Source organism: Pseudomonas sp. QC2 (assembly GCF_002859085.1).
Lineage (GTDB): Bacteria > Pseudomonadota > Gammaproteobacteria > Pseudomonadales > Pseudomonadaceae > Aquipseudomonas > Aquipseudomonas petroselini.
Genome location: NZ_PKKS01000018.1, coordinates 67,752 through 80,250, shown reverse-complemented (window position 1 = coordinate 80,250; position 12,499 = coordinate 67,752). Strand labels below are relative to the sequence as shown.

Annotated in this window: 13 protein-coding genes; 11 read left to right on the top strand and 2 right to left on the bottom strand. The window is 60.9% G+C overall.

Translation table 11 applies throughout. The features are described 5' to 3' along the window. Nucleotides 1-231: 231 nt before the first annotated feature. The 7 genes from QCBJ_RS16310 (at nt 232) to QCBJ_RS16285 (ending at nt 6,624) form a co-directional block, all read left to right on the top strand. Complete coding sequence (locus QCBJ_RS16310) at nt 232-978, top strand: LytTR family DNA-binding domain-containing protein (RefSeq protein WP_015886493.1); 747 nt, start codon at nt 232-234, stop codon at nt 976-978. A 136-nt stretch (nt 979-1,114) separates the two neighbouring features. Beyond that, nucleotides 1,115-2,056: a hydroxymethylbilane synthase gene (gene hemC, locus QCBJ_RS16305; protein WP_015886492.1), complete on the top strand. Its 942-nt coding sequence runs from the start codon at nt 1,115-1,117 to the stop codon at nt 2,054-2,056. Continuing rightward, nucleotides 2,053-2,811 carry a uroporphyrinogen-III synthase gene (locus tag QCBJ_RS30430; protein ID WP_015886491.1) on the top strand — a complete coding sequence of 253 codons (759 nt, stop codon included), beginning with the start codon at nt 2,053-2,055 and terminating at the stop codon, nt 2,809-2,811. The genes hemC and QCBJ_RS30430 overlap by 4 nt, the downstream gene beginning before the upstream one ends. 18 nt (nt 2,812-2,829) lie before the next feature. Then, nucleotides 2,830-3,942: a uroporphyrinogen-III C-methyltransferase gene (locus QCBJ_RS30425; RefSeq protein ID WP_015886490.1), complete on the top strand. Its 1,113-nt coding sequence runs from the start codon at nt 2,830-2,832 to the stop codon at nt 3,940-3,942. Nucleotides 3,943-3,947: 5 nt separating this feature from the next. Continuing rightward, complete coding sequence (locus tag QCBJ_RS16295) at nt 3,948-5,189, top strand: heme biosynthesis protein HemY (RefSeq protein ID WP_064053273.1); 1,242 nt, start codon at nt 3,948-3,950, stop codon at nt 5,187-5,189. A 245-nt stretch (nt 5,190-5,434) separates the two neighbouring features. Next, nucleotides 5,435-5,956 (top strand): disulfide bond formation protein B, encoded by a 522-nt coding sequence (locus tag QCBJ_RS16290; protein ID WP_015886488.1) that lies wholly within the window; start codon nt 5,435-5,437, stop codon nt 5,954-5,956. Between the two features lie 209 nt (nt 5,957-6,165). After that, on the top strand, nt 6,166-6,624 hold the full coding sequence (locus QCBJ_RS16285; RefSeq protein ID WP_028618432.1) for an Rsd/AlgQ family anti-sigma factor: 459 nt from the start codon (nt 6,166-6,168) through the stop codon (nt 6,622-6,624). Nucleotides 6,625-6,677: 53 nt separating this feature from the next. On the opposite strand, the gene QCBJ_RS16280 is transcribed toward QCBJ_RS16285, so the two are convergent. Next, the gene (locus tag QCBJ_RS16280) at nt 6,678-7,355 is read right to left on the bottom strand and encodes an FKBP-type peptidyl-prolyl cis-trans isomerase (RefSeq protein WP_015886486.1); all 678 of its coding nucleotides are present in this window, start codon (nt 7,353-7,355) and stop codon (nt 6,678-6,680) included. Nucleotides 7,356-7,547: 192 nt separating this feature from the next. Here QCBJ_RS16280 and QCBJ_RS16275 point away from each other — a divergent pair, with 192 nt between their 5' ends. After that, a complete protein-coding gene (locus QCBJ_RS16275; RefSeq protein WP_102061195.1) occupies nt 7,548-8,684 on the top strand; it encodes an AlgP family protein in 1,137 nt (378 codons plus the stop codon). On the opposite strand, the gene QCBJ_RS16270 is transcribed toward QCBJ_RS16275, so the two are convergent. Beyond that, the gene (locus tag QCBJ_RS16270) at nt 8,681-9,148 is read right to left on the bottom strand and encodes a TIGR02444 family protein (RefSeq protein ID WP_102061194.1); all 468 of its coding nucleotides are present in this window, start codon (nt 9,146-9,148) and stop codon (nt 8,681-8,683) included. The genes QCBJ_RS16275 and QCBJ_RS16270 overlap by 4 nt on opposite strands. A gap of 50 nt (nt 9,149-9,198) precedes the next feature. Between QCBJ_RS16270 and QCBJ_RS16265 the strand changes: the two genes are divergently transcribed. The 3 genes from QCBJ_RS16265 (at nt 9,199) to QCBJ_RS16255 (ending at nt 12,400) form a co-directional block, all read left to right on the top strand. Beyond that, on the top strand, nt 9,199-11,109 hold the full coding sequence (locus tag QCBJ_RS16265; protein ID WP_015886483.1) for an ATP-binding cassette domain-containing protein: 1,911 nt from the start codon (nt 9,199-9,201) through the stop codon (nt 11,107-11,109). Continuing rightward, nucleotides 11,109-11,681 carry a mechanosensitive ion channel family protein gene (locus QCBJ_RS16260; RefSeq protein WP_015886482.1) on the top strand — a complete coding sequence of 191 codons (573 nt, stop codon included), beginning with the start codon at nt 11,109-11,111 and terminating at the stop codon, nt 11,679-11,681. Before QCBJ_RS16265 ends, QCBJ_RS16260 begins: the two co-directional genes overlap by 1 nt. A gap of 86 nt (nt 11,682-11,767) precedes the next feature. Beyond that, nucleotides 11,768-12,400, top strand: coding sequence for a LysE family transporter (locus tag QCBJ_RS16255; protein ID WP_015886481.1), 633 nt, complete (start codon nt 11,768-11,770; stop codon nt 12,398-12,400). The last annotated feature ends 99 nt before the right edge of the window (nt 12,401-12,499 follow it).

Below are 12,499 nucleotides of genomic sequence, written 5' to 3'. Positions count from 1 at the left end.
CGGACTATCCATTTGAAAGGGGGGATTCGGATTGTGTATCAGCAAACCCTACGACAATGCCCGAAGGCAGCAGGTCTTGGGCGCTATTGAACAGGTCCGGGTAAATATGGGTGCCACTCTCAGGGCACTTTTTGCCGCTCGCGCTAGTCTTAGCGTGGATCGCTGTGACGCAAGTCACCGCACCTGTCTACGCTATCCTTGTGCGAGACTCACGCAGGAATCCAGCGCAATATGAATGTCCTGATCGTTGATGACGAACCCCAAGCCCGCGAGCGACTGAGCCGTTTGGTCAGTGAACTCGAGGGTTATGCAGTACTAGAGCCGAGCGCCACCACGGGCGAAGAGGCGTTGACGCTGATCGACAGCCTCAAGCCGGATGTGGTGTTGCTCGATATCCGTATGCCAGGCCTTGATGGCCTGCAAGTTGCCGCCCGATTGAGCGAGCGAGAGTCACCACCCGCTGTGGTGTTCTGCGCAGCCGGTGAAGAGTTCTCTGCGGAGACGCTTGAAGCCAGTGGTGTCAGCTTCCTCACCAAACCGGTGGCGGGCGAAACCTTGCTCAAAGCCCTTAAAAAGGCCGAGCGCCCAACCCGCGTCCAGCTTGCTGCCCTGACTCAGCCTGCCGCCCAAAGTGGTAACGGGCCGCGCAGCCATATCAGCGCACGCACACGCAAAGGTATCGAGCTGATCCCCTTGGGCGAGGTGGTTTATTTTATTGCGGATCACAAGTACGTGACCTTGCGCCACCAAGGCGGTGAAGTCTTGCTCGATGAACCGCTCAAGGCCCTTGAGGATGAATTCGGCGACCGCTTCGTGCGTATCCACCGCAATGCGCTGGTGGCCCGCGAGCGAATCGAGCGCCTGCAACGTACGCCCCTGGGGCATTTTCAGTTGTTCCTCAAAGGGCTTAACGGCGATGCGTTGATCGTCAGCCGACGCCATGTCGCCGGCGTGCGCAAAATGATGCAGCAGCTTTAGGCCGAGGCGTGGCGAGGTCTGCATTCGTTATCCCGGTGCGACGTGGCCAGGGAGGCCGCGCACTTGCTGATACAAATCAAGGCATATTTGCCTGAGCTGTTATTATCTGCCGTATCTATTCAGTACGGATTGATCCATGTCCTCTCGCGAAATCCGCATCGCCACCCGTAAAAGCGCCCTGGCCTTGTGGCAGGCCGAATACGTCAAAGCACGCCTGGAGCAGGCCCACCCCGGCCTCAAGGTGTCCCTGGTGCCCATGGTCAGTCGCGGTGACAAACTGCTCGACTCGCCACTGTCGAAAATCGGCGGCAAGGGCCTGTTTGTCAAAGAGCTGGAAACCGCGCTGCTGGAAAACGAAGCGGACATTGCCGTGCACTCGATGAAAGACGTGCCCATGGACTTCCCTGAAGGCTTGGGCCTGTTTTGCATCTGCGAGCGTGAAGACCCGCGTGATGCCTTCGTTTCCAATACTTACGCGTCCCTGGATGCGCTGCCTTTGGGCAGCATCGTCGGTACGTCGAGCCTGCGTCGCCAGGCACAGTTGCTGACCCGCCGCCCGGACCTGCAGATCCGCTTCCTGCGCGGCAACGTCAACACCCGCCTGGCGAAGCTGGATGCGGGTGAATATGACGCGATCATCCTCGCAGCGGCTGGCCTGATCCGTCTGGGTTTCGAAGACCGTATCACTTCGGCCATCAGCGTCGAGGACAGCCTGCCTGCCGGTGGGCAGGGCGCCGTCGGCATTGAATGCCGTACCGCCGACAGTGATATCCACGCCCTGCTCAAACCCCTGGATCACCACGACACTGAAGTACGCGTCACGGCTGAGCGTGCCCTGAACAAGCACCTCAACGGTGGCTGCCAAGTGCCGATCGCCTGCTACGCCGTGCTCGAAGGTGAAAACCTGTGGTTGCGTGGCTTGGTCGGAGACCCGGAAGGCGGCAACCTGCTGACCGCCGAGGTCCGTGGTCCGCAGTGTGATGCTACGGCGTTGGGTATCCAGGTGGCGCAAGCGCTGCTGGATAAGGGCGCTGGTGCGATTCTGCAGAAAGTCTACGGCGAGGCCGGCCCGCAGTGACCGAATGGCGTGTGCTGCTGACGCGGCCTGCCGAGGAATCGATGGCCCTGGCGGCCTCGTTGTCCGAAGCCGGTATTTTCAGCAGCAGCTTGCCGTTGCTGGACATCGAGCCGCTCCCCGTCACACCTGAACAACAAGCCGTCTTCCGTGACCTGGGTCGCTACTGTGCCGTAATCGTTGTCAGCAAGCCGGCCGCGCGCCTTGCCGTGCAGCAGTTGGGTCAAGCCTGGCCGCATCTGCGATGGTTCAGTGTCGGTGCCGCCACCGCGCAGGTACTGGCCGAGCATGGCCTTAACGTTCAGTATCCCCCTACAGGCGATGACAGTGAGGCCCTGCTTCAATTGCCTGCTTTGCGCGAGGCTATCGCACCCCCACACGCCCGAGTCTTGATTCTGCGGGGTGAGGGTGGTCGGGAGCTGCTGGCGGAGCGTTTGCGCGAGCAAGGTGCTAGTGTCGACTATCTGGAGTTGTATCGCCGTTTGCTTCCGGCCTACGACGCCGGTGTACTGATGCAACGCATCCAGTTGGAACGCTTGAACGGCCTGGTGGTCAGCAGTGGACAGGGTTTTTTACACCTGCAAGCCCTGGCTGGCCCCGATTGGCCACAGGTGGCGCAGCTGCCGTTGTTCGTGCCTAGCCCGCGGGTCCAAGAGATGGCGCGGGCCGCTGGCGCAGAAAAAGTTGTGGATTGTCGCGGTGCGAGTGCCGCGGCTTTGTTAGTGGCGATACGGAGCTATACCGTTCCCACTCTCTGAAACGCAAAGGACGGATACGTGAGCGAAACAGCCTTGCCTAAAGATGAAACCCAACCCGCACTTGATGCGCCGGTTGCGTCACCGGTCACCGCGCCGCGCCGTGGTAATGGCCTGGCAATCGTCGCCCTGTTGCTCGGCGCCGCGGGTGTTGCCGCCGGTGGTTGGGGGATCTGGCAGGTCCGCGCCCTGCAGGCCAGCAGCCAGCAGCAGTTGGGCCAGGTGCAGACCCTCGATGACCAATCCCAGTCCCTCAAGCAAAGCCAGCAGCAACTGGCTGCGCGGCTGGCGCAGTTGCCGGGTGCGGATGAGCTGGAAGAGCGCCGTCGCCTGGTCGCCCAGTTGCAGGGTGATCAGCAGCGTCTGAGCCAGCGCCTGGAGACGGTGCTCGGGTCCAGCCGCAAAGACTGGCGCTTGGCCGAGGCCGAGCACTTGATTCGTCTGGCGAGTCTGCGCCTGTCTGCCCTGCAGGACATCAACAGTGCCCAGGCGCTGGTCCAGGGGGCCGACGAGATTCTTCGCGAGCAAAGCGATCCGGGTTCCTATGCCGCCCGTGAGCAATTGGCCAAGAGCCTTGCCGCGCTGCGCAGCACCGAGCAGCCGGACCGCACCGGGCTGTACCTGCAATTGGCGGCCTTGCGTGACCAAGTCGTGCAACTGGCGGCCATTGCCCCCGAGTATCAACTGACCGATCCTGCTTCCGAGGGGCGACCGACTACCGATACGCAAAGCCGTTGGAGCCAATGGTGGGAGCAGATTTCCCGTTACTTCCGTATCGACTTCAACCCCGACGATAACATTCGCCCACTGCTGGCCGGCCAAGGCCTGAACCAAGTGCGCCTGGCCCTGAGCCTGGCCCTGGAGCAAGCCCAATGGGCGGCGCTCAATGGCGAGTCGGCCGTCTACAGCCGCTCGCTGGGCGAGGCGCGCAGTGTGTTGCAGGACAACTTCAACCAGGACAACCCGCAGAGCAAGGCGATGCTGGCGCGTATCGCCGAACTTGAGCCGAAGGCGGTATCGGTGGTGACGCCGGACCTGGCCGCGAGCCTGGCTGCCGTGCAGGCTTACCTTGAGCGTCGTCATCTGTCTGCCGACGAAGCCAAGGCAGCGGCGACGTCGGCGAAGCAGGAGTAGAGCCGATGAAGCGTTTCTATGTGATCCTCGTGCTGGCGATTGCAATCGCGCTGGCACTGGCTGTAGGCATTTCGAAACACACCGGCTACGTGCTGATTACCTACCCGCATGTGCTGCATTACGAGTCGAGCCTGTGGGCGACGCTGGTGGCGGTATTTGCCGTCGGTTTGGCGATCTACCTGATCCGGGTGCTGTTGAGCCTGATTACCACCTCCGGCGGCGTGGTCAACCCGTGGTCGCGGCGTAACCGCAGCCGTCGTGTACAGGTCGCCATCGAGCAAGGCCAGATGGACCTTGCCGAAGGCCGTTGGGCCAGTGCCGAGCGCCACCTGCACCGTGCCGCCGAGGCCGAGCGCCAGCCGCTGCTGTACTACCTCGGCGCGGCGCGTGCCGCAAATGAACAGGGGCGCTACGAAGAGTCCGACGGCTTGCTGGAGAGAGCGTTGGAACGTCAGCCTCAGGCCGAGCTGGCGGTTGCCTTGAGCCATGCGCAATTGCAACTGGACCGCGGCGATACGGACGGCGCACTGATCACCTTGCAGGCGATGCACGAGCGCCATCCTCATAACGCCCAGGTTCTGCGTCAATTGCAGCGCCTGCATCAGCAGCGCGGTGATTGGTCGTCGGTGATCCGCTTGCTGCCCGAACTGCGCAAGGACAAGGTGCTGCCCGCCAGCGAGCTGGCCGAGCTTGAGCGTCGCGCTTGGGGGGAGAACCTGAGTCTCGCAGCCCAGCGCGAAGAACAGGGCGAAGCAGGCTTGCAGTCGCTTGAGCGGGCCTGGCAACAACTGACGTCCGCTCAGCGCCAAGAACCGCAACTGGTCTTGGCCTACGCCGAGCAACTGCGCCAGTTGGGTGCTGACACCCAGGCCGAAGAAGCGTTGCGTGGCGCGATCAAGCGCGGTTACGACAGCCACCTGATCCGACTGTACGGCCTGTTGCGCGGCAGTGATCCGGCCCGGCAGTTGAAGTTTGCCGAAGGTTGGCTCAAGGACCACCCCGGTGATGCCAGCCTGCTGCTGACGCTGGGTCGCCTGTGCCTGCAAAACAGTCTATGGGGCAAGGCGCGGGATTATCTGGAAAGCAGCCTCCAAGTGCAGCGCAATCCTGAGGCCTGTGCCGAGTTGGCGCGCTTGTTGGCTCAACTGGGTGACACCGAGCGCAGTAACCAGCTGTTCCAAGAGGGGCTGGGGCTGCTGGATAACCGATTGCTGGCGTCACCGCTGCCTGTTCCGGCGCGGGTCTGACGTAGGAAAGCGACGAGGGTTGGCTCAGCTATATCCAGCGGGCCACCTTTCGTTGCTTCGAAAACACTGCAAAAGACGGGTTTAGAGGGTTTGTGGGCAAGGTCCGACGCTCGATTGCGCAACGTCTTTCATCTTCTGGCGGCAAGTCCTTAACCGCTCGCGGAATCGTCTGCTCTAGTACGTATTGAAAGGGGTAAGGCCTTTCCTCTACCGTAGCGACCTATCTTTCGCGATGCGGATAAAGCATGTCTTTGGCCCCTTCACGCTCCTTGTTTTTCTTTGCGTTCCTGGCGGGTACGCTGACATTGGGCGCGTCCTTTTACCTCGAGTTCGGCGCTTCGTTGCGTCCTTGCTTCCTATGCCAGATGCAGCGGGGGTTCCTGGCGGCTTTCACATTGAACAATCTGGCCGCCACCCTCCATAACCCCAAGCGTAGCGTTATCTGCCGGTACGGGCTGGCGAGCATGAGCTTCGCGCTGCTCGGTGCCATTACCGCCGTGCGCCAGGTACTGCTACAAAATGCCGCGCCGGACCAGACGGCTGACTGCTGGCCCAGCCTGCACTACATGATCGAAAACCTGTCGTTTTGGCAGGCGCTGCAATTGACCGTCAAAGGCAGCGTTGACTGCATGGACATCAATTGGACGCTGTTTGACTTGAGCCTGCCGGAGTGGAGTCTGTTGTTCTTCCTGGGGATGTTGATCTTGGGCTTTATGCAGTTTTCACGGCTGTTTTTGAGCCAGCATTTGCGCCCGTTGGGGCGCTGAAAGGCAGTCGCAGTTTGTAGGACGGGATTAAACACTTGTATGAACTTTCTCTCCTGCGTACCTTGAAGCCATAGTCATGCGGGCATAATCTGGCCCGCACGTGTTATTGAAACCGTTTGTCAGATGTGGCCTTGTCCGGCTGCCGCTTTATCCTTGAAGTGTTGCGCGGGCACCAGGCGGCAGCGCCCCTATAGGGAAGAGAGATCATCATGCTGGAAAGTTGTCAGAATGCTCAGGAACGCTGGGGTGGGGTGCACAAGCTGATCGACAGCTGGCTGAAGGCACGTCACGAACTGGTTCGGGCCTTTGATGCTCTCGGTGCCAAGCCCGAGGCACTGGCGCAGAACCGTGAACCGTTGCAGGATTTCTGCGGTGTGTTGGTGGACTACGTGTCAGCCGGCCATTTCGGCGTCTACGAACAGCTGACCAAGGAGGCGGAAGCCTTCGACGATCAGCGTGGCCTGGAATTGGCTGAGACCCTTTACCCGCGCATCGATGCCATTACCGAGAAGCTGCTGGCGTTCACCGACCTGTGTGATGCCGGGCAATGTGTTGCAGAGAAATTCAAAGAATTGGGCGCACTGCTTCACGAGCGTTTCGAATTGGAAGACTGCCTGATCGAAGTGCTGCACAACGCCCATAAGGAAGAGCCTGCCACTCAGGCCTGACCCTCGATAGCTATATAAAAAACGGTGCGCATGGCGCACCGTTTTTTATTGGCTCAGTGTCGGGTACCGAGCAATTCGATCTCGAACACCAGGGGGGTATAAGGCGGGATCAATTCACCTGCACCGTCGGCGCCATACGCCTGGGCTGATGGGATCACCAGGCGCCATTTTGCCCCCACTGGCATCTGCTGCAACGCAGTGCTCCAGCCGCTGATCACACTATCAAGACGAAACCACTGAGGTTGGGTGCTCTGGTCGAACACCGTTCCATCGGGTAACCGCCCCACGTATTTCACTTGAACTTGATCGCTGGCCGTTGGCTTGTCGCCAGTGCCGGGAGTGAGTTCGGTGAGCAGGATTCCATTCGCCAATTCGCGCACGCCTTTTGCGGCTTTCTCTTTGCTCAGGAATTGTTGTTCGGCAGCCAGGGCTTTTTCGCTTTGAGGTGCCTGCGTATCTGCTTCATTCTGTGCTTCGTGCTGGGCCAGAATCTGTTCGATGCGCGCGTTATCCAGCGCCAGCGGCTTGCCTTGATAGGCTTGCTTTAGGCCGTCGATCAACGCCTGGATCTGCAGGTCAGGGACCTCCTGGCGCAGGCGTTCACCGAGGCTTGCGCCCAGGCTGTAGGCGAGGTCATGCTGATTTTGTTCAGTGGTTTTGGATGGTGATTGCTCGCTCGCATTGGCCACCGAAATCGCCAGGCCAAGCACAAGAAAAAGGTAACGCGACATGGGTGGTCTCCCGCCGAAAGTGCGACGGATTATGCCAGTGTGAGCCGGTAAAAAGTGCCGCGTACTTTCGTTACAACGATAAGAATTTTCGTACGGTGCAACGCAAGGCAAACGATACTGTCAACATGCCCTAGCGGCGGTAAGAGCAGAGGGCTAGTATGAGCCGCACCCACGTCAGCCAGGAGGTAAACCATGTCGGCCAAACAGAAGCCTGTTAATACCCCGTTGCATTTACTCCAACAACTTTCGGGCAGCTTGCTCGAACATCTGGAAAGCGCCTGTTCCCAAGCGTTGGCCGATGCAGAAAAACTGCTCGCCAAGCTGGAAAAACAGCGCGGTAAAGCGCAAGAAAAGCTGCACAAATCCCGCACCAAATTGCAAGACGCCGCTACTGCCGGCAAGGCCAAGGCCCAAGCCAAAGCCAAGGACGCAGTCAAAGAACTTGAGGACCTGCTGGACGCCCTCAAGGATCGCCAAGCTGAAACCCGCGCCTACATTTCCCAACTCAAAAAAGATGCTCAGGAAAGCCTGAAACTGGCCCAGGGCGTTGGTCGTGTGAAGGAAGCTGTGGCTAAGGTGCTGGGCGCTCGTACCCCTGCAAAAGCTGTTGCAGCAAGCGCGGCGAAAAAGCCGGCGAGCAAAGCTGTTGCTGCTAAGGCACCTGCTAAAGCCGCAGCAAAACCCGCTGCTGCAAAACCAGCCGCCAAGCCAGCTGCTAAAACGGCTGCTGCAAAACCAGCCGCCAAGCCAGCTGCTAAAACCGCTGCTGCAAAACCAGCCGCCAAGCCAGTTGCTAAAACCGCTGCTGCAAAACCAGCTGCCAAGCCAGCCGCTAAAACCGCCGCTGCGAAACCAGCTGCCAAGCCAGCCGCTAAAACCGCCGCTGCGAAACCAGCTGCCAAGCCAGCCGCTAAAACCGCCGCTGCGAAACCAGCTGCCAAGCCAGCCGCTAAAACCGCTGCTGCGAAACCAGCTGCCAAGCCAGCTGCTAAAACGGCTGTTGCAAAACCAGCCGCCAGGCCAGTTGCTAAAACGGCTGCTGCAAAACCAGCCGCCAAGCCAGCCGCTAAAACCGCTGCTGCGAAACCAGCTGCCAAGCCAGTGGCTAAACCGGCTGCTGCAAAACCAGCCGCTAAGCCAGCTGCCAAACCTGCTGCTGCAAAGCCAGCCGCCAAGCCAGCCGTTACCAAACCCGCTGCCGCAAAACCCGCACCGGCCAAGCCAGCAACACCTGCTGCCGCCCCGACAGCGTCCACCGCTCCAACTGCACCGGCCAGCAACACGTCTGCACCGGTAGCGCCAAGCACCACCCCAACCAGCGCTTCCTAAGCGCTGGTGGCCACGACGCGCAGCCGCTGCAGCGCGTCGTGGTCAAGGTTGGCGGCATCCTCAGCCGCCAGTCCTTCCAGCCACAGTTGCTGATTCATCGCTTCGCCAGTCGGCCACGTTTGTGCCAACGCTTCCAGTCGCATCAACAGCTGCCGTTCGGCGTCCAGCTCCAGAGCCTTGACCCGCTCGCGTAACGCCGCTAAATCCTCATCCTGCTGCGCCATGGCGCGCCATTGCATGCGTACGCGTCGTAGCGGCTCGATCACCTGTGCCTGCCAGGGCCTGGCGATTTGTTTCAGCGCCTGCATGCGCTCGGCGGTCACTGTCACAGCGCGCTGCTCCAGCCATGCGCCACACAGCAACAGGCACACATCCCCCCCTTGCTCCTGCAAGCGCAGGCAAGCGACTTCGACGTCCGGGCGGGCGTAAGTCGAGAGGGCAAAGCTCCACAGGTCAGCGTACATATTCACACCCAAGCCAGCGGCCAACGAAGCTGGTAGACTCCGCCGCCATTATGATCCGACTTCAAAGCCTAACATTACAGCGTGGCCCGCAACGTCTTCTCGAAGACGCCGAGCTGACCCTGCACGCCGGTCACAAAGCCGGCCTGATCGGTGCCAACGGTGCCGGCAAATCCACGTTGTTCGCCCTGTTGCTGGGTGAGCTGACCCCGGACTCCGGGGACTGCTTGCTGCCGGCCGACTGGCGTATCGCCCATATGCGCCAGGAGATCGACACCCTGGACCGCATCGCGATCGACTACGTGCTCGATGGTGACCTGCGCCTGCGCCAGGTGCAACACGACCTGGCCGAGGCCGAGAAAGCCCAGGATGGTGCCGCTCAGGCCCGCCTGCACTCGGAACTCGACAGCGCCGACGGCTACACCGCCGACGCCCGCGCCCGCAAGATGCTCGCCGGTCTTGGCTTTACCAACGAACAGATGGACCGCCCGGTCGCCGACTTCTCCGGCGGCTGGCGCATGCGCCTGAACCTGGCGCAGGCGCTGATGTGCCCCTCGGACCTGTTACTGCTCGACGAACCGACCAACCACTTGGACCTCGATGCGATCCTGTGGCTGGAAGACTTCCTCAAGAACTATCAGGGCACCTTGCTGCTGATTTCCCACGACCGGGACTTCCTCGACGCCGTGGTCGACAACATCGCCCACGTCGAACAGAAGAAAATCACGCTCTACCGGGGCGGCTACACCGCATTCGAACGCGCCCGCGCCGAACGTCTGGCCCAGCAGCAGCAGGCCTTTGAAAAGCAGCAGGCGCAGCGTGCGCACATGGAAAGCTATATCGCCCGCTTCAAGGCCCAGGCCACCAAGGCCCGCCAGGCCCAGAGCCGGATCAAGGCCCTGGAACGCATGGAAGAGCTGTCGGCGGCCCACGTCGATTCGCCGTTCGACTTTGTGTTCCGCGAGTCGGCGAAGATCTCCAGCCCTCTGCTGGACTTGTCAGATGCCCGCTTGGGGTACGGCGACAAAACCATCCTGGAAAAAGTGAAGCTGCAGCTCACGCCAGGTGCGCGCATCGGTTTGCTCGGCCCTAACGGTGCGGGCAAGTCGACGCTGATCAAGAACCTGTCGGGCGAGCTTTCGCCCCTGGCCGGGCGCTTGACCCGTGGCGAGAACACGGTGGTGGGCTACTTCGCCCAGCACCAGTTGGACTCCCTCGACGCCAAGGCCAGCCCGTTGCTGCACTTGCAGCGCCTGGCGCCGACCGAGCGCGAGCAAACCCTGCGCGACTTCCTCGGTGGTTTCGACTTCCGTGGCGCGCGCATCGATGAGCCGGTGCTGAATTTCTCCGGCGGCGAAAAAGCCCGCCTGGCCCTGGCGTTGATCGCCTGGGACCGCCCGAACCTGCTGCTGCTCGACGAACCGACCAACCACCTGGACCTGGAAATGCGCCTGGCGCTGACCATGGCCCTGCAAGAGTTCAGTGGTGCGGTACTGGTGGTGTCTCACGATCGCCACTTGCTCAAGAGCACCACGGATAACTTCCTGCTGGTGGCGGACGGTAAGGTCGAAGAATTCGACGGCGACCTGGATGACTACGCACGCTGGCTGACGGATTACCGCCTGCGCAATGCGCCGGTCAGCAATACCCCGGTCAACCCCGACAAGACTGACAAGAAAGCCCAGCGTCAGGCTGCCGCTGCGTTGCGCCAACAATTGGCGCCGCACAAGCGTGAAGCCGACAAGCTGGAGGCCGAGTTGGGCAAGGTGCACGAGCGCCTGGCCAAAATCGAAACCAGCCTGGGCGACAGCGCCGTCTATGAAGCTGCCCGTAAGGACGAGTTGCGCGACCTGCTGGCTGAACAGGCCAAGCTCAAGGTCCGCGAAGGGCAATTGGAGGAGACTTGGATGGAAGCCCTCGAAGTGCTGGAAACCCTGCAAGCGGAGCTGGAGGCGCTGTCCTGATGGAAGCGTTGCAACTGCCACTGCCGGCGCAATGGATCGAACCCGTGTGGATCGGCGTGCAAATCCTGCTGATTCTGCTGGCCGGCTACCTCGCCCAGCGTTTTGTTGCCAAAGGCCTGACGCGCCTCGGTGAGCGTTACCCGTTCCCACCGCAATTGTTGATGCCGCTGCGCGGTGGCTTGCGCTGGCTGATCATGGGCAGTGCGCTGATCTTTGTGCTGGGTCGCCTGGGTGTGTCTGCAACGGTGTTGTGGACGGCGCTGTCGGGGTTTGTCGCGGTGGCGGCGGTGGCGTTCTTCGCCATGTGGTCGGTGCTCTCCAACCTGCTGTGCGCCATTCTGATCTTCACCGTCGGGCCGTTTCGCCTGGGTGACATCGTCGAGTTGGTGGACACCGTCGACAAACCGGGTGTGAAAGGCCGCGTCGTGGCGATCAACCTGCTCTACACCACGCTGGTCGAAGTAGCGGAAGCCGGAACCGACAGCGCGATGGTGCAAGTGCCCAACAGCTTGTTCTTCCAGCGCTCGGTGCGACGTTGGCCAGGTACCCATGTGTTTCCGGGCGACCGCTAGCAGTCATCCTGTAAAAATCTATAGCCATTCTTTGGTCGGCGGAGTTAGCTTAAGGCACAACAGCAAACTCCCTCCTGAGGTGTGTAATGGCACTCGATACGTGGCTGGCCTTTTTCCTGGCCAGTTGGATCATCTCCCTTTCCCCTGGCGCCGGCGCCATCGCCTCGATGTCCAGCGGCCTGCAATACGGTTTCCTGCGTGGTTACTGGAACGCCATTGGCCTGCAACTGGGCCTGGCGATGCAGATTGCCGTCGTTGCTTGCGGCCTGGGTGCCATTCTGGCGACGTCGTCCACGGCCTTCTATGTGATCAAATGGTTTGGCGTGGCGTACTTGGTGTACCTGGCCATCAAGCAGTGGCGCGCCTTGCCCATGGACATGACCGATGACGCGGCCGTGCGCCCGATCGGCAAGCCGATGGCGATGATGTTTCGTGGGTTCCTGGTGAACGCCAGCAACCCGAAGGCTTTGGTGTTCATGCTGGCGGTGCTGCCGCAGTTCGTGAATCCGCAGGCGCCGCTGCTGATCCAGTACCTGATCCTGGGCGCGACGATGATCTGCGTCGACATGGTCGTGATGGCAGGCTATACGGGGCTGGCGTCGAAGGTGTTGCGCTTGTTGCGTACGCCTAAGCAGCAGAAGCGTATGAACCGCACGTTTGCCGGGTTGTTTGTGGGCGCTGCGGGTTTCCTGGCCAGCTTGCATCGCGCAACGGCGTAAACCGCACGCCAACTGAAGACACCGAATCAAAAATGTGGGAGCGGGCTTGCTCGCGAATGCGGTGGATCAGTCAATACGTCTGGTGACCGATAAACCGCA

Excerpts from the sequence above, each read along its gene's own strand:
- QCBJ_RS16310 (WP_015886493.1), top strand. The coding sequence starts at position 232 with ATGAATGTCCTGATCGTTGATGACGAACCCCAAGCCCGCGAGCGACTG.
- hemC (WP_015886492.1), top strand. The coding sequence starts at position 1,115 with ATGTCCTCTCGCGAAATCCGCATCGCCACCCGTAAAAGCGCCCTGGCC.
- QCBJ_RS16295 (WP_064053273.1), top strand. The coding sequence starts at position 3,948 with ATGAAGCGTTTCTATGTGATCCTCGTGCTGGCGATTGCAATCGCGCTG.
- QCBJ_RS16290 (WP_015886488.1), top strand. The coding sequence starts at position 5,435 with ATGTCTTTGGCCCCTTCACGCTCCTTGTTTTTCTTTGCGTTCCTGGCG.
- QCBJ_RS16285 (WP_028618432.1), top strand. The coding sequence starts at position 6,166 with ATGCTGGAAAGTTGTCAGAATGCTCAGGAACGCTGGGGTGGGGTGCAC.
- QCBJ_RS16280 (WP_015886486.1), bottom strand. The coding sequence starts at position 7,355 with ATGTCGCGTTACCTTTTTCTTGTGCTTGGCCTGGCGATTTCGGTGGCC.
- QCBJ_RS16275 (WP_102061195.1), top strand. The coding sequence starts at position 7,548 with ATGTCGGCCAAACAGAAGCCTGTTAATACCCCGTTGCATTTACTCCAA.
- QCBJ_RS16270 (WP_102061194.1), bottom strand. The coding sequence starts at position 9,148 with ATGTACGCTGACCTGTGGAGCTTTGCCCTCTCGACTTACGCCCGCCCG.
- QCBJ_RS16265 (WP_015886483.1), top strand. The coding sequence starts at position 9,199 with ATGATCCGACTTCAAAGCCTAACATTACAGCGTGGCCCGCAACGTCTT.
- QCBJ_RS16260 (WP_015886482.1), top strand. The coding sequence starts at position 11,109 with ATGGAAGCGTTGCAACTGCCACTGCCGGCGCAATGGATCGAACCCGTG.
- QCBJ_RS16255 (WP_015886481.1), top strand. The coding sequence starts at position 11,768 with ATGGCACTCGATACGTGGCTGGCCTTTTTCCTGGCCAGTTGGATCATC.